The following is a 20,501-nucleotide window of genomic DNA, read 5'->3' on the forward strand; positions in this document are numbered from 1 at the left end:
CGCCCAGCAAATTGAGCCATCTGCCGCCCGGCGGATGGCTGTCGCTCAATCAATCTCTCTCTATATGACGCGTGCTATTAGGTCTGTGCCTTGGTTTTTTGCTAAGGTGTTCAGCAACCTATAAGACCATTTCGCGAGGTGTCTGCTTGATTAGGGTGCTAGTAGTCGATGACCATGATCTCGTTCGTACAGGCATTACACGAATGCTGGCTGACATCGATGGCCTGCAAGTAGTCGGTCAGGCCGAGTCAGGCGAGGAATCCCTGATCAAGGCCCGGGAGTTGAAACCCGATGTGGTGTTGATGGACGTCAAGATGCCTGGTATCGGCGGTCTTGGCGCGACGACCAAATTGCTGCGCAGCCATCCGGACATCAAGGTCGTGGTGGTGACTGTGTGCGAGGAAGACCCGTTTCCGACACGCCTGCTGCAGGCTGGCGCTGCCGGTTACCTCACCAAAGGTGCGGGCCTGGCGGAAATGGTCCAGGCCATTCGGCTGGTGTTTGCCGGCCAGCGCTATATCAGCCCGCAGATCGCCCAGCAATTGGCTATCAAGTCCTTCCAGCCCACCAGCGACTCGCCGTTTGATGCGCTGTCGGAGCGGGAAATCCAGATTGCCCTGATGATCGTCGGTTGCCAGAAGGTACAGACGATCTCCGACAAGCTGTGCCTGTCGCCCAAGACCGTCAACACCTACCGCTATCGCATCTTCGAGAAGCTCGCCATCAGCAGTGATGTTGAATTGACCCTGCTCGCGGTGCGCCACGGCATGGTGGACGCCAGCGCCTGACATGACCACACCGTTTGATCCGAGTGCCTTTCTCTCAACCTGCAGTGGCCGCCCTGGCGTGTACCGCATGTTCGACAGCGAGGCACGCCTGCTGTATGTCGGTAAGGCCAAAAACCTCAAGAGTCGTCTGGCGAGCTACTTTCGCAAGACCGGTCTCGCGCCGAAAACCGCCGCCCTGGTGGCGCGTATCGCCCAGGTCGAAACCACCATCACTGCCAACGAAACCGAAGCGCTGCTGCTTGAGCAGACGCTGATCAAGGAATGGCGACCGCCCTACAACATTCTGCTGCGTGACGATAAATCCTATCCCTATGTGTTTTTATCCGACGGCAACTTCCCGCGCCTGAGCATTCACCGTGGGGCGAAGAAGGCGAAGGGCAAGTACTTCGGGCCTTATCCCAGCGCCGGGGCCATTCGGGAAAGCCTGAGCTTGCTGCAAAAAACCTTTTTTGTACGCCAGTGCGAAGACAGCTTCTATAAGAACCGCACCCGGCCCTGTCTCCAGTACCAGATCAAGCGCTGCAAGGCGCCCTGTGTGGGGTTGGTTGAGCCGGCCGAATACGCCGAGGATGTGCGCCATTCGGTGATGTTCCTCGAAGGGCGCAGCAATGCCCTCACCGATGAGCTTTCCACCGCCATGGAGCAGGCGGCCAGCACCCTGGATTTTGAGCGGGCCGCCGAGCTGCGCGACCAGATTTCGCTGCTGCGCCGTGTCCAGGACCAGCAAAGCATGGAAGGCGGCACCGGCGACGTCGACGTGATCGCGGCCTTCGTCAATCCGGGCGGTGCCTGTGTGCACCTGATCAGCGTGCGCGGTGGGCGAGTGCTGGGCAGCAAGAACTTCTTTCCGCAGACCGGTATTGACGAGGAGGTCGCCGAAGTCATGGCCGCTTTCCTGGGCCAATACTACGTGAGCAGCCCCGAGCGCGACCTGCCGTCGGAGTTGATCGTCAATGTGGTGCACGAAGACTTCCCCGCGTTGATCGAAGCCATCCACGAATTGCGCGGCCGCGAGCTGGATATCAGCCACCGCGTGCGTGGCACCCGCGCACGCTGGCAGCAACTGGCGGTGACCAACGCCGAGCAAGCCCTGAGCGCGCGCCTGGCCAACCGACAGCACGTCGCCGCACGCTTTGACGCCCTGGCTGAAGTCCTTAACCTGGAGGAGCCGCCCCAGCGCCTGGAGTGCTACGACATCAGCCACTCCAGTGGCGAGGCCACGGTGGCATCCTGCGTGGTGTTCGGGCCGGAAGGGCCGATCAAGTCCGATTACCGGCGCTACAACATCGAAGGCGTCACTGCCGGCGATGACTACGCCGCCATGCACCAGGCCCTCACGCGCCGCTTCAGTAAGTTGAAGGACGGCGAGGGCAAGTTGCCGGATATCCTCCTGGTCGACGGCGGCAAGGGCCAGCTGTCCATGGCCCGTGACGTGCTCAATGAGCTGGCGGTGCCTGACCTGATCCTGCTGGGCGTGGCCAAGGGCACGACGCGCAAGGCGGGTTTCGAGACGTTGTACTTGAATGATGCCGCCCATGAGTTCACTTTGAAGGGCGACTCACCCGCGTTGCATTTGATCCAGCAGATTCGTGACGAAGCCCACCGTTTCGCCATTACCGGCCACCGCGCCCGCCGTGGCAAAACCCGACGAACCTCAACCCTGGAAGGGGTGGCAGGGGTTGGCCCGACGCGACGTCGCGACTTGCTTAAACATTTTGGTGGCTTGCAGGAGCTGTCCCGTGCCAGCATTGACGAGATAGCCAAAGCACCCGGTATCAGTAAAAAGCTCGCTGAGTTGATTTATGCGAATCTGCATAGCGAATAGAATGCCTTTCCACCTCGTAGCCAGTTGTGCCGATGAATATCCCTAATCTGATCACCGTTCTACGCGTCCTGCTCATCCCTATTTTCATTTTGTTGTTCTATTTGCCGTACGAATGGAGTTATCTGGCGTCCAGTTCAGTGTTTGCCTTTGCCGCCGCCACCGACTGGCTCGACGGCTACCTGGCGCGCCGCCTGGAACAGAGCACGCCCTTCGGCGCGTTCCTCGACCCGGTGGCCGACAAGCTCATGGTGGCCGTCGCTTTGGTCCTGCTGGTGCAGGAACACGGCAACCTGTGGCTGACCCTGCCGGCAGCGGTCATCATCGGCCGCGAGATCGTCGTCTCGGCCCTGCGCGAATGGATGGCCGAAATCGGCGCCCGCGCCCACGTGGCCGTGTCCAACATGGGCAAATGGAAAACCGCCGCGCAAATGCTCGCGCTGGTTATCCTGCTGGCCAACCCATCGGACTTCTCGTTCTGGGTCCTCACGGGTTATGCCTTGCTGCTGATCGCCGCGGGCCTGACCCTGTGGTCGATGCTCCAATATCTGCGCGCCGCCTGGCCGCATCTGCGCACCACCGTTGAAAAGAAATAAAACTTTTTTGAATCAAGGGGTTGACGGGTGCTGAGGATTCTATAGAATGCGCATCACCAAGCGGGAATAGCTCAGTTGGTAGAGCACGACCTTGCCAAGGTCGGGGTCGCGAGTTCGAGTCTCGTTTCCCGCTCCAAATATTGCGCTGCAGAGTTCCACTGAATTCTGCAAGCGATTGAAATAAGGACCTTCGGGTCCTTTTTTCGTTCCGGCGGGAACCCCTTAAATCCAGCACCATCCAGTGTTTTTAAGTCCTGAATGAGAGTCTTGAGTTCGGACGCACACTGAATCGGTTTACGTCGCTCTGTGCGTAATGCGGTAGAGCACACGGACTTTGATCGGCAACGCGATCATAACCTCTACCGCATCTGGAACCGGTTGTGTTCAGTGTCGTATTTCCCGCCACCTCTACGGGAAAGCGCATTCCAAAAGACAACGGCAAGGAGCGAACAGGACTACTCGGTTCGCAGATGCGGCCCGCGAGGCTCTGCCGAAGCATCTGACCACTGGGCTAAAGGCTCTCTCCCGGACACCAAAAGCTCGTAAATGCCCGGCCTAAGATGATTTCGTCAATACGTGTCTACCGCACGGTTACCCATACGCTCTCTGCCTTGGTACCTGCTGCCTAACTCGCGAGGCCCACTGTGAAGCATGCGCACGGCCATGATAGCCATGAGCTATCATGGCCGTGCGTATTACTAACTAGATGACCATTCTGCGTCTACGTATCGTAGAGGCATTAAGCGTGATGGGCCGGTAGCACCGTTCGCGTCTTCCAAATCAACACAGGCCTGTACAGGTCATGTTTCCGAGATTTCCATGAAGAAAACGCTTTCGTTGGCCACACGCATAGGGCTTAGTTTCGCGGCCATCCTGGCGCTGCTCATATTGATAACCACCATCGGCATTCACCGCGTTGCGTTCATTGACTCCACCTTGGGCGACGTAAGCGAAAATGCCGCAAAGGTGCAGCGCTACGCAATCAATTTCCGAGGCAGTGTCCATAACCGTGCCATCGCTATTCGGGATGCCGTGCTGGTAACGACTGATTTGGATTTGGCAAAACACTTATCGGAAGTCTCAGCCTTGGAAAAGGCCTACTCTGACTCGGCAGCTCCAATGGATCAGTTGTTCAAGGGCGCAAGCGTAACTGGCGAGGAGGTTCGATTACTGAGCGCTATCAAGGACATCGAACAACAAACCCTTAACTCCACCAGGGCGGTAATCTCCCTGCGCCAGGCGGGTGACATACCAGGGGCTCAGGCGCTGCTGATGCGTCAAACGTCTTTGGATTACAGTGAGTGGCTCAAGCGCGTCAATGCATTGATCGACTACGAGGAAGTATCAATCAAGGCGAAGTTGGGCGCAGTGCAGGCAACCGCCAGCCAGTTCAGTACGCTGATGCTTATCGCGACAGGTATTGCCCTGCTGCTGAGCATCACGTTGTCGGCCGTACTTATTCGCTTTGTTAAATCCACGCTGGGTGCTGAGCCCACAGACGTTGCATTGGCCATCGAGCGACTGGCAGCTGGTGATCTGAATCAAACGATTTCCACAGAGTATCCCGGCAGTGTCATGGGCGTCCTGAAAGACACGCTGGGCCATCTCGCAGAGACCATTCGTCAAGTACGCAAGGCGGCCCAAGAAGTCAATTACTCGGCCACCCAGTTGTCTGCCGCATCATCGGCTAATAATGAGCAGACCAGCTTGCAAACCCGCGAAGCCGAGCAGGTAGCCGCAGCCATCATGCAAATGGCGGCGACGGTTAATGAAGTATCCGGGTATGCCGCGCAGGCAGCTGATGCCTCCCGGTTGGCTGATACTGACGTGGGAAGTGGGAACAAATTGGTTGCAAGCACCACGGTTGCTATCGAACAGCTGGCATTAACCCTCGAGCAAACGACTGCTACCGTGAACCAGGTCTCCAAACATAGTGAAAATATTGCGTCAGTGATCGACGTAATCAACTCCATCGCCTCGCAAACCAATTTGCTTGCTTTGAACGCAGCTATCGAGGCTGCTAGAGCTGGCGAGCACGGACGTGGATTTGCGGTGGTAGCGGACGAAGTACGTTCCTTGGCCAACCGGACACAGCAGTCGACCGAAGAAATTCGAGAGATGATCAGTACGTTGCAATCGGGTACCGAAACAGCATCTCAAACCATGCGCGATAGTTGTGAGCTGGCGAGCCAAACGGTCACTCAAACGCGCAGTGCGCAGGAGGCGTTGGCGAGGATCAGTGAGCAGGTGGCCGCTATCAGTCATATGAACGCCCAGATCGCGAGTGCCTCCGTGCAGCAGAGTAGCGTGACCGACGAGGTCGCTGAAAACATCAACCGCATTCATGGCTCGACGGTTGAGTCGGCCAATGGCGCGCGCCAAGTGGCAGCAGCCAGCATCGAGCTATCAGATTTAGCGGATCGTCTTACCGCTAAAGTGGCGTTCTTCTCTGCGGCTTAGTGGATTCAGGACAGCTTTTCACAGCCGGACTGACGTTTATGCGCGACCGCTGGGCTACTCAGCAGGATGCTTCGACAAGAAGTGATAAATATCAACTGCACTGGACTTGTCAGCGACGTGTTGACGTCTCAGTGAGTTCCCGGGTACCGAGTCTCCATCACAATCGACAACGCATCCGGGCGCCAGAATTCCTGGTCGAATTCCACCGGCCGGTTGTCCTCACCGAAATTCAAACGCTCCAGGTACACACTGGTGGAACCCGGCGACAGTTGTAGCAGCTCGGCCTGTTCTTCATTCACCGTGCCGATGTGCATCTCCAGCTCGCAACGGGATTGCACCCGTGCAAACCGCTCGCGCAGCAGTTGGGTCAGCGAGGTATTGAGGTCGGCTTCCAGCAGGCCTGGGCACCAGCTGGCCAGCAGCGCGTTGAATTCCAGCAGCACCGGGCGACGATCGATCCAGCGGCGGCGTTGCAGGAAAAACACCGGTTCATCCACCGAAGCCAAACCCATGCGCTTGGCCAGCCACGGGCCAGCCGGGCGCAGTTCGGCGTGCAGGCACTCGGTGCGCGGTGTGCGACCCTGGGCACTGACGTAATCCATAAAACCGCTGATGCGCGTCGGGTCGTAGCGGATGCGCTGCGGGCTGACAAACCAGCCCCGGCGATTTTCCCGATACACCAGGCCCTCTGCTTCCAGTTGCTGCAGGGCCTGGCGCAAGGTGACGCGGGTGCAGCCGAAGCGTTCGATCATGTCCCGCTCGGAGGGGAATTTCTCGTCGGCCTGGGGCCTGCCTGCGGCGATGTCGTTGGCGATCTGTTCGCGGATACGCTGGTAGTGCGGGGAAATAGGGTCGAAAGGCATCCTGGGGTTCCGTGTGCAGGCATGGCGTGGGGGTGACTCTACCGTTCCTGTTGGCGCAGGTCACCTGGTCCCACGCAGGCTTCAGGCAAAGCGGAACGAAGCGCCATGGGCCGAGCTTGGCAGGCGATCGCTGCCATCGACGCTGAGGCGCGAGCGCAGTGTGCCGCTTTGCGCGTTGGTGCGGTACAGCCCGCGTTTTTGCAGGGCCGGGATCACCAGTTCGACGAAGTCATTCAACGAACCTGGGCTGATCAGCGGGTTGAGCATGTAGCCGCTGGTGCCGGAGATGCGTGCGTGCTCCTCGATCTTTTCTGCGATCTGCTCCGGGGTGCCCACCAGGATCAGGTCGCTGCCACGGGTGACATTGGCAAAGCGTTGGCGCACCTCGCCTGCGGTCAACGGTTTGCCGCTGCCATCGGGTCGCATCACGTAGGAGGTCATGCCTTCGGTGTGGGTCGACAGCGCTTCGTTGTCGGCGTAGCGGTTGATGTCGATGCCGGTGTCGCCGGCATAGCTCACCAACTGTGCTTGCAGGTGATAGTTGCTTTGCAGGGTGTCGTATTTTTTCTGTGCCTCGATGGCGGTGGGAGCGGTGACGATGCGCAGCACGGTCAGCGACTTCACATCGGCGGCCTGACGGCCACGGGCTTCGGCCTGGCGCCAGATATCTTCAAGGCCCTCGCGGATATCCAGCGGGTTGGACTTGGCGATAAACACCAGTTCCGCGTGCTTGGCCGCGAACTCCCGGCCCCGTGCCGACCAGCCGGCCTGGATCAGCAACGGCGTGCGCTGTGGCGACGGCGAGCTGAGGTGCGGGCCGGCGACGCGGTAATGTTCACCCGCGTGCTGGATCGGGCGCACCCGCGCGCCATTGGCGTAGGTCTGCGAACGTTTGTCGGCAACCACGGCGTCATCCGCCCAGCTGCCTTCCCAGAGCTTGTAGACCACCTCCAGGAATTCTTCGGCGCGCTCATAGCGGTCATCGTGCTTGATCATCTGCTCCAGGCCGAAATTGCGCGCGGCGCTGGACAGATACGAGGTGACGATGTTCCAGCCGATGCGCCCATCGGACAAATGATCAAGCGTACTGAAGCGTCGGGCGTGGGTGAACGGGTGCTCGTAGCTGGTGGTGACGGTGACGCCAAACGCGAGTTTGTCGGTGAGGGCCACCAGCGCCGGAATGATCGTCAGCGGGTCGTTGGCGGGGGCTTCGACGGCCCATTTCAATGCCATCGCTTCAGAGCCGCCAAATACGTCGTAAAAGCCCAGCACATCGCCGAAGAACATCAGGTCCAGGTTAGCTTCATCCGCCGTGCGGGCCAGGTTCGACCAGTATTTGAGGGTGTTGATGTTCAGCCGTTCATCCGCCGGGTGGGTCCACAGGCTGGGCGCGCCGCCGCAGCCGACACTGGCTTGTTCATAAAGGCCGAATAACAGCGGGGTGGGATCGGACATGGTGCTTCCTGCGGGAAAAAAGGTTGGGGGACACGCGGGGGCAGGTCTGCTGCCTAAGAACAGCCGGGCGTTTGTTTATATTTAAACGTGATAAATGCTTTGTGTTTAATGATATTAAACGCTGTTAGCCGACACTTTGGTTATATGCTCCTGCTGCTGCAGGTCACGTTGCCAGGCACGCAAACCGTAGGCGGCCAGCAGCACAAAACCGGCATACAGCGCAGCGGTCAGTTGCAGGTCCTTGTACAGGAACAAGCCCACATAGGCCGCGTCCAGCACGATCCACAGCCACCAACTGACCACGTACTTGCGCGCCGCCCATAGGCTGGCGACCAGGCTGAAGGCCGTGAGCAGCGAATCCAGCCAGGGCAGGGCGGCGTCGGTGAAGTGGTGCATCACCGCACCCAGGGCCACGGCTCCGATCACGCCCGCGAGCACGTGCCGCCACGCTTCCTGAAGCGGCAGGCGTTCCACCCGCACCTTGCCGGCATTAACGCGGCCGGTGCTCCAGCGCCACCATCCATAGCCTTGCAGCACGGCAAAGACCAGTTGCAGGAGCATGTCCGAATACAGCTTCACATCGAAGAAGATCCAGGCATACAACAACACCGCGACCACGCTGACGGGCCAGCACCAGCGCACCCGTTGTGCGGTGAGCCAGACCCCGGCGATGTTGAAGAGTACGGCGACGATTTCGAGTGGCGACATAGGGTTCTCTCAAAAACCAATTTTCCAGGTGCAACGCCTGTTGCTTGAGCTGGTCGGCCAGGGTAACGCTCGGCCTTAAAAATTGACGGTGGCGGACAATCGCGCCGTGCGCGGCGCACCCAGGAACAGGTAGCCGTCGCCTGCGGATTCACCCACATCGCGCCAGTAGCGTTTGTCGAACAGGTTGTCGACAGTCAGGCGCAGCACAGTGGCGTAATCGCCCACCTTGGTGCTGTAGCGACCGCCCACATCGAACACCGCGTAGTCGTCGACCTTCACCGTAGCTTCGCGGTTGGCGTATTTGCTCGCGCTGTATTGCACCCCGCCGAGCAAGGCCAGGCCAGGGACGCCGGGAATGCTGTAGTCGCCGTGCAGGCTGGCGCGCAGCTTGGGCACGTTGATTGCCTGGTGGCCGTCGTAGTCGTCGGTGCCGCTGCCACTGACCCGGGCGCGGATCGCTGCAACGCTGGCCGACACTTGCAGGTCGGAAGTCAGGTGGCCGTTGGCGGACAATTCGAGGCCCACATTTTTCTGCTTGCCTTGCTGCACGAAGGTGATGGTGCCGTCGTCGTTCGGTCGGTTGTATTGCAAATCCTGGGTGATCTGGAACAGCGCCGCGGTCAGGCTCAGGCGCTGGAAGTCACGCTTGACCCCCACCTCCAGCTGGCGCGAGGTGGTCGGCGGCAGCACCTCCTCGGCGTTGCTGCTGAACCACGCGGCCTCGCCACCCAGGGACAGGCCCTTGCTGTAGCTGGCGTACAACGAGGTGTCCGGGCGCGGTTTATAGATCAGCGCCACCTGGGGCAGGAACACGCTGCGCTGGGTGTGCCGAGTGGTGGCGCCGGCCTGGTTGTAAGTCTCTTCATCGAGGCGTACCTGGCGCCCGCCGAGGATGGTTTGCCACTGCTCGTTGAAGCTGATGCGGTCGCTGGCGAACAGGCCGTACTGGCGGCTGTCGAGGCGCCGGTAGGTGTGGCCAAGCGGGCCGTCGTAGGGTTCCAGTACCGGTGACGGCTGGTAGATATTGCCCTCGCCGATGTACGCGTTGACCGACGTGCGCCGGTCCACCAGGCGACGGAACGCGGTGGTGCCGAAGGTCAGGTCATGCTTGAGGAAACCGGTGTCGAACTGGCCATTGAGTGCAGCCTGTGCTTCTTCGTTGCGGCGGGTGTCGTCGGGGCTGCGGTAGTCGGAGATGTCATAATCGCCCTCGGCGCTGAAGTGGTTGGGCACAGCGGTATTGGCGCAACTGGCGGCACCGTAGCAACCCCAGGCGAAGGTGCTGTAGTCGTCGATCACCACGCGGCTGCGGGAGGCGCTGAAGCTGGCCTTCCAGGCGTCGTTGAAGCGGTATTCGAACAACCCGTCGAGGTTCAGGGAACGGATCCCCACCGGGTTCGACCAGCTCTGGTACGCCAGCAGGTCCTTGGGCGAAACGTGATGCGGCACCTCGGTGCCGCCGAGCAATTGATAGCCCGGCACCGAGCGCTGCTCGCGGTCCTGGTACTCGGCGTTGAGTTGCAGCAGGGCGTTGGGGCTGATGTTCCAATCCAGCGCCAACGAGGCGAAGTCGCGCTTGCCGTCGGCGTGCTCGACATAGGAGCGGATGTCTTCGTGGGCCAGGTTGATGCGTACGCCCACTTGCTGTTCGGTGCCGAGCCAGCCGCCGACATCGGTGGCCAGGTAGCGCTCGCCCTGTTCGTTGGTGGACACCGTCACCGAGCGCACATTTTCCGGGCGCTTGCTCACGTAGTTGACCAGCCCACCGGGCTCGGAGACGCCACTTTGCAAACCGGCCAGGCCCTTGAGCACTTCCACTTGTTGCTTGTTTTCCAGCGCCACGTTCTGCTCGCCGGTGATGGTGCGACCGTTGATCTTGTAGCTGCTGGCCGGGTTGAGGGCGAAGCCACGGATCACGAAATTCTCGTAGTAGCCGACCGGCGCATAGCTGTCGCCCACCGAGGCGTCATTCTTCAACACCTCACTGAGCAGGCGTGCCTGCTGGTCTTTCAGGCGCGCTTCGGTGATCACGGCGACGGACGCCGGGGTGTCCAGCAACGGCGCGTTATCGAAGCCGGCCACGGCGGCTTTTTTTGCCTGATAGTCGGTGGTTTCCTGGCCGACGACGGTAACGGTGTCCAGCGTCGCATCCTGTGCATGGGCCGCCGCAGCGGCGAGGGTGATGCTCAGGGCGAGCAGCGTGTGACGGTAAGGTGTAGCCATATAAAGAGCGCTCCAAAGGTCTGCCGGCCATTGCCGTACGCTTTTATCGGGCGCAAAGGGGCCCAGCGCTGCGCAACGGACGGGTTGCCAGTTCGTGATGAAAAAGCCGAATTCGCCGAAAGTGGCGTCAGGCCGGAGCTGCTCCGGTAGTCATTGGTAAACGTGCGTCGGCGGCCCATTCCTGCAAGGAGCCGTCGTAGATCGCGATGTCCTGGCGACCCAGCAGGGTCAGGGCCAGCGCGTTGGCAGCCGCGGAGATACCGCCGCCGCAATACAGGATCAAAGGGCCTTCGCTGTGCAGCAGCGTGGGGCCAATCGCCAGGGCCAGGGCATCCTTGGGCAGGTAGCGGCCGTGGGCGTCGAACAGCAGGCGGGCCGGCAGGTTAAGGCTGCCGGGGATATGCCCGCGTCGGGCGTAGCGGGTGGCAGCGGTACCTTCAAAAAGGGCCGCGCCGAGGGCGCAGATCAGTTGTCCCCGTGCGTTGCCAGCGACGATTGCTTCTACGCCGCTGCGGTCAATCCATAGCTCTGGGCGTGGGTTGATTGACCAAGGGGACACAGGCGTTATCGGCTTGGCAGAGCCGCTGTGTTCGGGCAGACCGGCTTCACGCCAGGCGTTGAAACCGCCATCCAGCACCCTGGCGTCGATACCTGCTCCACGCAGCATCCACCACAACCGTGCGGCCCAGAAGCCGTCGGCACGGTCATAGATGACCACGGCTTTTTCTTCGCCTGCGCCAAGGTTTGCCAGGGCGTTCACCAGTGCCTCGGGGCGCGGCAAGGCAAAGCTGAAGCTGGCCTGGGTGTCCGCCAGTTCAGTCAAGAGGTCGGCATGCCGCGAGCCTGGGATATGTGCCTGCAACCAGCCGTCGTAACCGCTATCGACGCGGTAATCGCCATCGAACTCGGGTGAGGGCAGCACGACGGTGGCATCCAGCACCACTACTCCAGGGTCGTCCAGATGCGCCTGCAGCCATTGGCTATCGACCAGAATACTCATACGGTTTTCCGTCGGATATGGCCGAGCAGACGTTGCCCTTGCAGCCCGGCAAACCAGCGCAAATGGCCCAGCAGATACCTGTAGTACGCCACATCTGCACTGGCCGTGGAGCCCACCACATCCTGGTAATACGCCACTTCGGACAGCGCGAAATCTACATGCACCAACGGCAGCAAGGCGCTGAGGGTATGTAGATCCTTCGCGCCCAGCGGGCGCACCTGGTGATAACCGGCAAGCAGCGCATCGACGCTGTCGAGATCGGCGCGAGCCGCACCGCCAGTGTCCAGTTCCAGCCAGGGTATGGCGTTGCGTTCGATGGCCGTGGCCAGGTCGAAGAGGGCGAAAGTGCGGTCGGCCAGGCCGAAATCCAGCACGCTCGAAACGCTGCCATCAGCATTCCATAACAGGTTGGAGGCGTGCCAGTCGTTGTGAGTCCACAACGGTGGTTGTTCACGTAGCAACGGGTGCAACGCGTTGTGCCACGGCAACAACAGTTCGCTGAGTTGGGCTCGCCAATCCTTGCCTGCCAGGTAAGGGCTGGCGATGTTGGCGACGGCTTCCAGGGGCGCAGACTGTTCGATCAGCCGTGCGTTGGCCAGAAGCACATGGGTCCGGCGTCGGGGCGCGTCGTGGTGTTCGGCGGCCTGATGCAAACGCGCCAACGCCTGGCCGGCGGCGAAGGCATGCTGAAGATTCTGGAACGGCGACCACGACAGCGCATCGCGGTACAGGTCCAGGCCCTTGGCAACGTGGTGCACTTCATAGGTCCACTCACCTTGCACCGTGGCCGTCGCGCCATGTCGATTCGGCACTACCGCCGCCACCGGCGCGCCCCGGCGATGCAGGTGGGCGATCAGTTGGTGTTCTTCTTGCAGCCACGCGGCTTGGCGCACCCGTTGGTGATGTCGTTTGACGAACAGCGTCGCGTTACCGGTGGTGATCAATCCGGCGGCGGAAAACGGCCGTGGGCTATGCCAATGCAGGCTATGCAGCGGACCCAGTTGCGGGTACTCCCGCAGCAGGTGTGCGATGTCGGTTTCGTGCAGGGCCGGCCAATCGGCGGCAACCGGCTCCAGCCCCAGGCCGTGAGCGGTGCGTTGGGGATTCATGCGCTCACCTCGGGCAGATAAGCGTTGCTGGTTGCGCCTTGCCACACCTGCGGATCGTCGAGCACCGCATGCTCGTGCAGCCATTCGGCGTAGGGTGCCAGCAGCGCCTGGCGTTGCTCACCCCAGCGGCCTTCATGCAGCCAGGTCGGGGCGATTTTATGCAGCGAGGCACTTAGCAATTCGGCCGGGAAATACGGCGTGGTGTGTTCGTAGGCGGCGAGGGCAATCGCCGGATCCTGCGCCACGGCCAGGTAACCGCGGGCGGTGGCCGCGAGGAAGTCACGCACCACTTCAGGTTTGTCGGCGAGGGTGCGTTCGTGGGTGCCGAGCAGGTAGCTGTGATAGGCCGGAGCGCCGATGTCGTCCACCGGCAACACCACGCGGCGCGCCGCTTCGATAGGACTGTGCATCAACGCTTCCCAGGCCCAGTAACCGCCAAAACTGGCGTCGGCGATACCTTCGGCGAGCTGCTCGGGGCGCAGTTCGCGCACACCGCTGTCCACCAGGATCACCGCGTCGAAGTCACCTCCGTCGCGGCTCACCAAGTGGCGCACCATGGCCAGGCCACGTGGTGTCGGGTTGAGGGCCAGGCGCTTGCCGACCAGGTCTCGCGGGCGACGGATGCCGGAATCGGTGAGGGTCTGGATCGACTCCAGGCCCGCATGGTTGATCGCCGCGATGCCTTGCAACGGTTGGCCCAGGGCACGGCGCACCAGCAGGCGGTTGCTGGGAAATACGCCAAAATCCGCCGCACCGGCCAGCAGGTGCTGCAGGGTGTCGCCACGGTAGGGGTCGTGCACCACCAATTCCACATCCAGGCCAAGCTCTTCATACCAGCCGCGCTCCCGCGCCAGGTACAAACCCGCCGAATTCGGCCAGGGATGGAAGTACTCGAGCATTACCTTTACCGACACCATCGCTTGCCACTCCAGTCCAACGTGTTTTGATGGAAGCGATTTATAAGGGAGTGATCTGGTATATACCAATATCCTTTATTGCTATGGATATAACCGCAGCGCGGTCTGAATTCACCGTTCCGGACCCTAGGGCGACAACCGAGGAGCGTCAATCATGTAGCTCAACGTCATCCGACTCAGTGCCCGGATCCCCACCGCCAGGCTCGGGTCATCCACCTGGAAGCCCGGCGAATGGGTAGGCCACACGTTTTTGCCCTCCAGCGCAGGCGGTGTCACGCCCATACGCATGAAAATCCCCGGAATCTGGCGGGCGTATTCAGCGAAGTCATCGGCACCGTAAGTGCCGTTGTCGATCCGTACTGGCGTGGTCGACACCTGTTGCAGCACCGGCATCAACTGGTCGACCAACGCAGTGTTGTTGTAGCCGGCGCGGTAATTCCCCGGCAGGTAGTCCACCTTGGCGGTGGCCCCCGAGGCTTCGGCGATGTGCTCGGCGGTGCGGGTCATGCGCTGCAACACGTCCTCGCGCTGTTCATCGCTGACGGTGCGAATCGAACCTTCCAGGCGCACTTCGGCGGGGATGATGTTGTGGCGGTCCCCGGCTTCGATACGGCCCACGGAAATCACCGGTGCTGGCAACAGGCTGAGGTTGGATTGGCGACTGGGAATGGTCTGCCAGGCCAGGATCACCTGGGCGGCGACGGGCACAGGGTCGATGCCGGTCCACGGGAAGGCCGCATGGGTCTGGCGGCCGATGATGCGCGCGACAAAGGTGTCGGCTGCCGCCGTGGTGCGTTGCCGGCTGAGCGTGAAAGTCCCCGCCGTACCCGCAGTTACGTGGATGCCGAAGATCACCGCTGGCGCGGGATTTTGCAGCGCGCCGTCCTTGATCATCAATTGCGCGCCGCCTTGTTCACCGAGCGGCGGCCCTTCTTCGGCCGGTTGGAAGATCAGCTTGAGGGTGCCCGGCAACTGCTCGCGATGGGCCGCCAACACCTCGGCAACCCCTAGCGCCATCGCCATATGCGCATCGTGACCGCAAGCGTGCATCACCCCGACGTCCTTGCCACGGCTGCGAAAGTCAGCGCCTTCATCTTTGCTGCGCACTGTCGACGCGAACGGCAGGCCGGTTTCCTCGGTGAGCGGCAGCGCGTCCAGTTCGGCGCGAATCGCGACCACCGGGCCAGGTTTGCCACCACGCAAAATGCCAATGACACCGGTATGCGCGATGCCGGTCTGCACCTCCAGCCCCAGTTCCCGTAGGCGTTGGGCGATGCGCTCGGCGGTGTGGAACTCGCGATTGCCCAGCTCGGGTTGTTGGTGAATCGCGTGGCGCAGCTCTATCACGCCGGGCAATGCCTGGCTGATCTGCGCGTCCAGGTCGTCCCAAGGCTCGGCGGCCGACACGGAGCCAGACAGAAGCAGCAGGGAAATCGGTAGCTTCAACATATCCAGGGCTCAATAAGTAAACGCAATCGGCGGTGCTTTCGCGTTCAGCAAATAATCGCCAATTGCCTTGTACTTGTACGCCAGGGCGTCATGGGTGGTGTGGGTGCGTGCGTTGCGCCAGTGACGGTCGAAGTTGTAGCGCGACTGGGTGGTGGCTGCGCCGCCGACTTCATACAGGCGCTCGCACACGAAGAGGGCGGCGCGGGTTGAGGCGATCTTGGCTTCGGCCACGGCAATCGAGGACTTCACCAAAATAGCTTCCAATTCCTCACCCTGCGCCAGCCCCTGCAACTGCGTGCGTGCGGCCAGGTCGACCGCCCCGGCGGCTTTCTCCACCAGCGCTTCGGCGCCATGGATGCGCGCGGCCAGATCGCCGAGGGTGTGCAGGATGTACGGGTCGTGGCGCGCCTGGTCCACGCCACTTTCGCGCACCGGTCGCGAGCCAGTGCGCGCCCATGCTACCGCGTCATCCAAGGCTGCCAGGCCGATGCCGACATCCAGGGCACAGTGGATCAGTTGCGCACTGGCGCCGACATAGTTGCGGCGTTGATACCACTGCGCCAACGGGATCACTTGCTCGGGGCGCACCGGCACATTGTCCAGCAGGGTACTGCCGCTGGCGGTGACGCGCTGGCCCATGCCGTCCCAATCATCCAGCAGGGTGATCCCGGCGGTATCGACGGGCAGCATCACGTAGACCGCGTTGCCGGCCTCGTCCACGGCCTGGATCTTCAGCAGGTCGGCAAACAGGCAACCGGTGCTGTAGAACTTGCTGCCATTGAGCACCAGTTGATCGCCGCGACGCTCCAGGCGCGTGTGGATTTCACCGCGAAAGGTGCCGCTGCGTTCGGCAATCGCGCCCGATGACAACTGGCGCTCGGCAAAGGCACCGAGGTACTCGCGCTGCTGCTCGGGGTTGGCGATCAGGCGCAGGTGCTCTACCGTGGCGAAATGCGGAAACAGCGCTTGGGCCACACTCGGATCGGCCTTGGCCAGGGTGATGAAAATCTGTGCCACCTGCAGTTGGCTGACGTCGCCGCCGCCCAGCTCAGTGGGGACCCGGGCGGCGCCCAGGCCGGATTCGCGGATCAGGTCGAGCTGCGCATAAGGCAGGATTCTGCCGGCGTCGCGTTCGGCGGCACCGGGTTGGATCTGCGCGGCGAGTTGGTGGGCGAGGGCAAGGTAATCGGTCATGGAAAGGTCCATCAAAGAGGTCAGGAAGCGTCGCGCAGAGCGCTGCGCGGGACGCCGAGCAACAGGATCAAGGTGCCGCAGGCCACCAGCGCCGCCACGATATAAAGCGCCAGGCTGATGCTGCCGGTGGAGGTCTTGATCGCACCGATCATGATGGGTGTCAGCAGGCTGCTGATCTGCCCGCAGCAATTGACCAGCGCCAGGCCTGCGGCCTTGGCGTGGTCCGACAGGTAATACGTGGGGATGGTCCAGAAAATCGCCGTGGCCACCAGGTAGCCGCTGGTCATCAGGGTCAGTACGGCGATTGCCGAGTACGGGCTGAACAGAAAGTTGGGCAGCACCAGCATTGCCAGCGCCGCCGTGAGGCCGCCCAGCGCGAAGTGCCAGCGCCGCTCCTGATTCACATCCGAATGGCGGCACGCCCACAGCATCACGCACACGCCGATCACATAGGGCAAAGCCGAGAGCAAGCCCAGTTGCCCGAGGTTGCTGACCCCGGAATCGCGAATGATCGACGGCGCCCAGATGTTGGTGACATTGCCGGTGCACATGATGGTCAGGCAGTAGGCCAGGGTGATAAACCACACCTTGCGATCCTTCAGCGCCTCTACAAAACGCGAGTGCCCACCGGGTTTGCGCTGCTGGCGTTCTTGGGCCAGGGCCTGTTCGATGGCGCGTTTTTCATCCGCACTCAACCACTTGGCCGACGCCGGTTTGTCGTCCAGCCAGTACCAGGCGAACAACCCCGCGAGCACCGGCGGAATGCCGGTGATCACGAACAGCCATTGCCAGCCGGTAAAGCCGCCGATACCGGCGAAGTGCGCCATGATGCTGGTCGACAGCGGCCCGCCGATAATTCCGCACACCGCAATCGCCATGATGAAGCGCGAGGTAATGCGCGCGCGGTGGCTGGCCGGGAACCAGTAGGTGAGGTACAGGATTACCCCTGGGAAGAATCCGGCTTCGGCGGCGCCCAGCAACACCCGCAGCACATAGAACTGCGCCGGGGTCTGGGCAAACGCGGTGGCGATGGTCACCAGTCCCCACAGCACCATGATGCGCATCATGGTTTTTTTCGCGCCGATCTTTTCCAGCAGCAGGTTGCTGGGAATCTCGAACAGCAGGTAACCGATGGAGAACACCCCGACGATGATGCCGAACGTGGCGTCGCTGATGTTCAGGTCGGTCTTGAACTGCAAATGCGCAAAGCTGATGTTGACCCGGTCCAGCCAGTTGAGCACGAAGCACAGGAACAGGAACGGCATGATCCGCCACGCCAGTTTGCGATACAGGCGTTGGTCGAAGGTCGCCTGCGGGCGTTCGAAGTTCGTCATCACCAGCTCACGTCGACTTTAGCGAAGTAGTAGGCGCCTTCCAGGCCATAGGGCGAGTACCAGCTGTAGGTGGGGTTGTCGGTGGGGAAGAAGTAGAAGCGCTTGGCCTCATCATTCAGTTGCTGCGGGCGCCGGTCGAAGATGTTTTCGCCGCCGACGGTGACTTTCACCGCGTCGCTCAACCAGTAACCCACGCTCAGATCGGTGATGAATGCCGGGCGAATTTTTTCATCGCGACTGGCCGAAATCTGGTTACGCCCGGTGACCTTGGAATAGCGGGTTTCCTTGAGATTCACCTCAAAATCCCCCAGTTGCCAGGCGGCATTCAGCGACGTGGTGTTTTTCGGGTAGGCCGAGGTCAGGTTGCCCTGGCGGTCACGGCCCATCACGCTGACGCCGGTGCCGGCCAGTGCTGCGGGCTCCTTGATCTTCTCGATGGTCTGCAGGCTCTGATTGCTGAGCAAGGTCCATTTGGTCTTGCCGTAGCGGCCCAGGTCATAGCGGTAGTCGGCCACCAGGTCGATGCCACGGGTGCGGGTATCGGCCAGGTTGCCGAAGTACGAGACGATCTGGTTCGGGTTCAGGCCCTGGGCGGCCAGCACGTTGGAGACCGCCGTGCCTTGCAGGTTACTGGTCTGCAGGATGCGATCCTTGATGTCGATCTGGTACAGGTCGACCGTAATGTCCAGGTTCTCGGTCGGTGTGGCGACAAAGCCGAGGCTGTAGTTCATCGAGCGTTCAGGCTTGAGCTCCTTGGCGCCCAGGGCCTGGCCGGCGGCGTCGTTGACAGTGACGTAGCGCGTGGTGGCCTGCTCCAGTTGCCCGGTGAGCGGGCTGGTGCGCCAGGCGGTCAGCGACGACGAATAGAACTGCTGTTGCAGGGACGGCGCGCGGAAGCCGTTGTTCACGGTGCCGCGCACGGCGAATTGCGGGGTGAACGCGTAACGCGTGGAGAACTTGCCACTGCCGGTGTCGCCGAAATCACTGTAGTGCTCGAAACGCCCGGCCAGGCTCACGTCCCATTGGTCGGTCAGGCTTTGGCTGAAGTCGACGTAGCCTGCGGTGTTGGTGCGTGAGTAGTTGTGCGCGTCGGCCGGGGTGAAACCCACCAGCCCAGGCGCGCCAGGGTTGGGGCGTTGGCCGGCGAGTGGGCTGCCGGCAGGGAACACGTAGCCGCCATCGGCATAAGAGGCGTATTCGCCGGCCTGGATCTCGAACCCATCGCGGCGGAACTCAAGGCCGGTCGAGACGTTCAGCGGCTTGGCAAACAGCCCGGTATCGAACGCACGGGTCAGGTCGAGGTTATTGGTCCATTGGCTGGCGATCAGGTTGCCGCCGTCCATATCCTGAGGGCTGTTTGGTCCCAGGGACGGGTTCAGCGAACGCTCGTTGCGGGTGTTGGCGTTGTTGTAGCCGTAGCTGCTGCTCAGGTCCCAAGCCCAGCCCAGCAGGTCGTCGTTGCGCACGCCGAACACGCTTTGGAAGTCGTCTTCTTCCACCACGAAACGCGGCGAGAAACCGTCCGGGTACACCGAGACAATGTTCTGCGGCGAGTTGGCGGTGCGGTAGGTGCCCCAACTGGTGGAGTTGCGGTGGCTGAGGGTGGAGAACGAGTACAGCGTGTAGTCCTCGTTCAGCGGCAGTTCGGCGTTGTAGCCGAAGTTATAGGTTTGCGAACGGGGCTGGCCCAGTTGCTGGCGGTAACGGCTTTCACTGGTTTCGCGCGGGTCGGGCTGGCCGTTCTGGCGGAAATAGATGCTGGTGCGGTCCGGCACGGCGCCGGCCACGTTGGAGCTTTCCTGGAGGCCGATATCGGCGCTGAGGCTGAAAAAGCCGTCATTGGGCAGCTCAAAGCCCTGGTTGATCTGGCCCTGGCCCCGCGCGCCGAAATTGCCCTTGCCGCCCACACGGTTGGCGTACTGCCCATATAGGGCGCTGCCGCTGCCGCCGGAGCGGTTGGTCTTGAGGATGATGTTGATCACCCCGGCAATCGCGTCCGAACCGTATTGCGCCGCCGCGCCGTCGCGCAGCACTTCCACGTGGTCCACCGCGGCGATGGGGATCAGGTCGAGGTCGGCGGGCGACTGGCCGCTTGAGGTGGCGGCGGTCTGGACAAAGATCAGCGACGTATTGTGGCGGCGCTTGCCGTTGACCAGCACCAGCACATGGTTACCGCCCAGGCCGCGCAAAGTCGCGGACTTGACCGACAACCCGGTGCCGCCGGTAAACCCTGCAGCATTGGTATAGGACGGTACGCTGGCGGCCAGGGCGTCGCGCAGGTTCTGTTTACCGGAGCGGGCGAGGTCGTCGGCGCTGATCACATCGATCGGCGCCAGGCTCTTGGCCACGGTGCGACCGCTGTCCCGGGCACCGGTGACCACCACGGTTTGCAGGGCCGTGTCACTGGCCGCCGACGGTCGTGACGGGTTCTCTTCAGCGTGGGCTGTCGGTTGGGCGCACAGCCCGAGGATGCCGACAGTCAGCAGGCTGAGCCTGGGACGAAAGCGGGTGTAAGGGCGAGACATGGTGAGGCTCCAATGGTTAGGTGCCGCTTTCCATTCCTGATGGTGGGAGTTCCTGACA

14 protein-coding genes, 1 tRNA gene and 1 pseudogene are annotated in these 20,501 nt (G+C 61.7%); 5 read left to right on the top strand and 11 right to left on the bottom strand.

All coding sequences use genetic code 11. The features are described from left to right. The first annotated feature begins 146 nt into the window (after nucleotides 1–146). The 5 genes and pseudogenes from uvrY to J1N02_RS24955 form a co-directional block, all read left to right on the top strand. Nucleotides 147–788 (top strand): response regulator transcription factor GacA, encoded by a 642-nt coding sequence (gene uvrY, locus J1N02_RS24935; protein WP_003190387.1) that lies wholly within the window; start codon nucleotides 147–149, stop codon nucleotides 786–788. A 1-nt stretch (nucleotide 789) separates the two neighbouring features. Beyond that, a complete protein-coding gene (gene uvrC, locus J1N02_RS24940; protein ID WP_027603206.1) occupies nucleotides 790–2,613 on the top strand; it encodes an excinuclease ABC subunit UvrC in 1,824 nt (607 codons plus the stop codon). Between the two features lie 32 nt (nucleotides 2,614–2,645). Further along, entirely contained in the window at nucleotides 2,646–3,206 is a 561-nt protein-coding gene (gene pgsA / locus J1N02_RS24945) for a CDP-diacylglycerol--glycerol-3-phosphate 3-phosphatidyltransferase (protein WP_027603207.1), read from the top strand. A gap of 60 nt (nucleotides 3,207–3,266) precedes the next feature. Next, a tRNA-Gly gene (locus J1N02_RS24950) sits at nucleotides 3,267–3,342 on the top strand. Nucleotides 3,343–5,144: 1,802 nt separating this feature from the next. Next, nucleotides 5,145–5,666 (top strand): annotated as a pseudogene (locus J1N02_RS24955) (methyl-accepting chemotaxis protein); the annotation flags it as partial. A gap of 128 nt (nucleotides 5,667–5,794) precedes the next feature. On the opposite strand, the gene J1N02_RS24960 reads toward J1N02_RS24955, so the two are convergent. From J1N02_RS24960 to J1N02_RS25010, 11 genes are all read right to left on the bottom strand, one after another. After that, the gene (locus tag J1N02_RS24960; RefSeq protein ID WP_027603366.1) at nucleotides 5,795–6,529 is read right to left on the bottom strand and encodes a UTRA domain-containing protein; all 735 of its coding nucleotides are present in this window, start codon (nucleotides 6,527–6,529) and stop codon (nucleotides 5,795–5,797) included. Nucleotides 6,530–6,610: 81 nt separating this feature from the next. Beyond that, on the bottom strand, nucleotides 6,611–7,984 hold the full coding sequence (locus tag J1N02_RS24965; RefSeq protein ID WP_027603367.1) for an LLM class flavin-dependent oxidoreductase: 1,374 nt from the start codon (nucleotides 7,982–7,984) through the stop codon (nucleotides 6,611–6,613). 114 nt (nucleotides 7,985–8,098) lie between these two features. After that, complete coding sequence (gene pnuC / locus J1N02_RS24970; protein ID WP_092359234.1) at nucleotides 8,099–8,692, bottom strand: nicotinamide riboside transporter PnuC; 594 nt, start codon at nucleotides 8,690–8,692, stop codon at nucleotides 8,099–8,101. 75 nt (nucleotides 8,693–8,767) lie between these two features. Further along, nucleotides 8,768–10,915 carry a TonB-dependent siderophore receptor gene (locus J1N02_RS24975; protein ID WP_368961748.1) on the bottom strand — a complete coding sequence of 716 codons (2,148 nt, stop codon included), beginning with the start codon at nucleotides 10,913–10,915 and terminating at the stop codon, nucleotides 8,768–8,770. Nucleotides 10,916–11,042: 127 nt separating this feature from the next. Then, nucleotides 11,043–11,915, bottom strand: a complete 873-nt coding sequence (locus tag J1N02_RS24980; RefSeq protein ID WP_421147931.1) for a sulfurtransferase — start codon at nucleotides 11,913–11,915, stop codon at nucleotides 11,043–11,045. After that, a complete protein-coding gene (locus J1N02_RS24985; protein WP_419480287.1) occupies nucleotides 11,912–13,024 on the bottom strand; it encodes a phosphotransferase in 1,113 nt (370 codons plus the stop codon). The genes J1N02_RS24980 and J1N02_RS24985 overlap by 4 nt, the downstream gene beginning before the upstream one ends. Beyond that, nucleotides 13,021–13,941 carry an ABC transporter substrate-binding protein gene (locus J1N02_RS24990; protein ID WP_027603372.1) on the bottom strand — a complete coding sequence of 307 codons (921 nt, stop codon included), beginning with the start codon at nucleotides 13,939–13,941 and terminating at the stop codon, nucleotides 13,021–13,023. The genes J1N02_RS24985 and J1N02_RS24990 overlap by 4 nt, the downstream gene beginning before the upstream one ends. Nucleotides 13,942–14,067: 126 nt before the next feature. Next, on the bottom strand, nucleotides 14,068–15,390 hold the full coding sequence (locus J1N02_RS24995; protein WP_115487928.1) for an amidohydrolase: 1,323 nt from the start codon (nucleotides 15,388–15,390) through the stop codon (nucleotides 14,068–14,070). A 9-nt stretch (nucleotides 15,391–15,399) separates the two neighbouring features. After that, nucleotides 15,400–16,584, bottom strand: a complete 1,185-nt coding sequence (locus J1N02_RS25000) for an acyl-CoA dehydrogenase family protein (protein WP_098479911.1) — start codon at nucleotides 16,582–16,584, stop codon at nucleotides 15,400–15,402. Nucleotides 16,585–16,604: 20 nt separating this feature from the next. After that, nucleotides 16,605–17,918, bottom strand: coding sequence for an MFS transporter (locus tag J1N02_RS25005; protein WP_222935656.1), 1,314 nt, complete (start codon nucleotides 17,916–17,918; stop codon nucleotides 16,605–16,607). Further along, nucleotides 17,918–20,443 (bottom strand): TonB-dependent receptor plug domain-containing protein, encoded by a 2,526-nt coding sequence (locus J1N02_RS25010; RefSeq protein ID WP_146477435.1) that lies wholly within the window; start codon nucleotides 20,441–20,443, stop codon nucleotides 17,918–17,920. Before J1N02_RS25010 ends, J1N02_RS25005 begins: the two co-directional genes overlap by 1 nt. Nucleotides 20,444–20,501 lie beyond the last annotated feature (58 nt).

The sequence above is a fragment of the Pseudomonas sp. NFX5 genome (assembly GCF_049132125.1).
Lineage (GTDB): Bacteria > Pseudomonadota > Gammaproteobacteria > Pseudomonadales > Pseudomonadaceae > Aquipseudomonas > Aquipseudomonas marginalis.

Coding starts and splice junctions, on each gene's coding strand:
- J1N02_RS25005 (WP_222935656.1), bottom strand. CDS start 17,918: ATGACGAACTTCGAACGCCCGCAGGCGACCTTCGACCAACGCCTGTAT.
- uvrC (WP_027603206.1), top strand. CDS start 790: ATGACCACACCGTTTGATCCGAGTGCCTTTCTCTCAACCTGCAGTGGC.
- J1N02_RS24960 (WP_027603366.1), bottom strand. CDS start 6,529: ATGCCTTTCGACCCTATTTCCCCGCACTACCAGCGTATCCGCGAACAG.
- J1N02_RS24980 (WP_421147931.1), bottom strand. CDS start 11,915: ATGAGTATTCTGGTCGATAGCCAATGGCTGCAGGCGCATCTGGACGAC.
- pnuC (WP_092359234.1), bottom strand. CDS start 8,692: ATGTCGCCACTCGAAATCGTCGCCGTACTCTTCAACATCGCCGGGGTC.
- J1N02_RS24990 (WP_027603372.1), bottom strand. CDS start 13,941: ATGGTGTCGGTAAAGGTAATGCTCGAGTACTTCCATCCCTGGCCGAAT.
- J1N02_RS24985 (WP_419480287.1), bottom strand. CDS start 13,024: ATGAATCCCCAACGCACCGCTCACGGCCTGGGGCTGGAGCCGGTTGCC.
- J1N02_RS25000 (WP_098479911.1), bottom strand. CDS start 16,584: ATGACCGATTACCTTGCCCTCGCCCACCAACTCGCCGCGCAGATCCAA.
- J1N02_RS24995 (WP_115487928.1), bottom strand. CDS start 15,390: ATGTTGAAGCTACCGATTTCCCTGCTGCTTCTGTCTGGCTCCGTGTCG.
- J1N02_RS24965 (WP_027603367.1), bottom strand. CDS start 7,984: ATGTCCGATCCCACCCCGCTGTTATTCGGCCTTTATGAACAAGCCAGT.
- J1N02_RS25010 (WP_146477435.1), bottom strand. CDS start 20,443: ATGTCTCGCCCTTACACCCGCTTTCGTCCCAGGCTCAGCCTGCTGACT.
- J1N02_RS24975 (WP_368961748.1), bottom strand. CDS start 10,915: ATGGCTACACCTTACCGTCACACGCTGCTCGCCCTGAGCATCACCCTC.
- pgsA (WP_027603207.1), top strand. CDS start 2,646: ATGAATATCCCTAATCTGATCACCGTTCTACGCGTCCTGCTCATCCCT.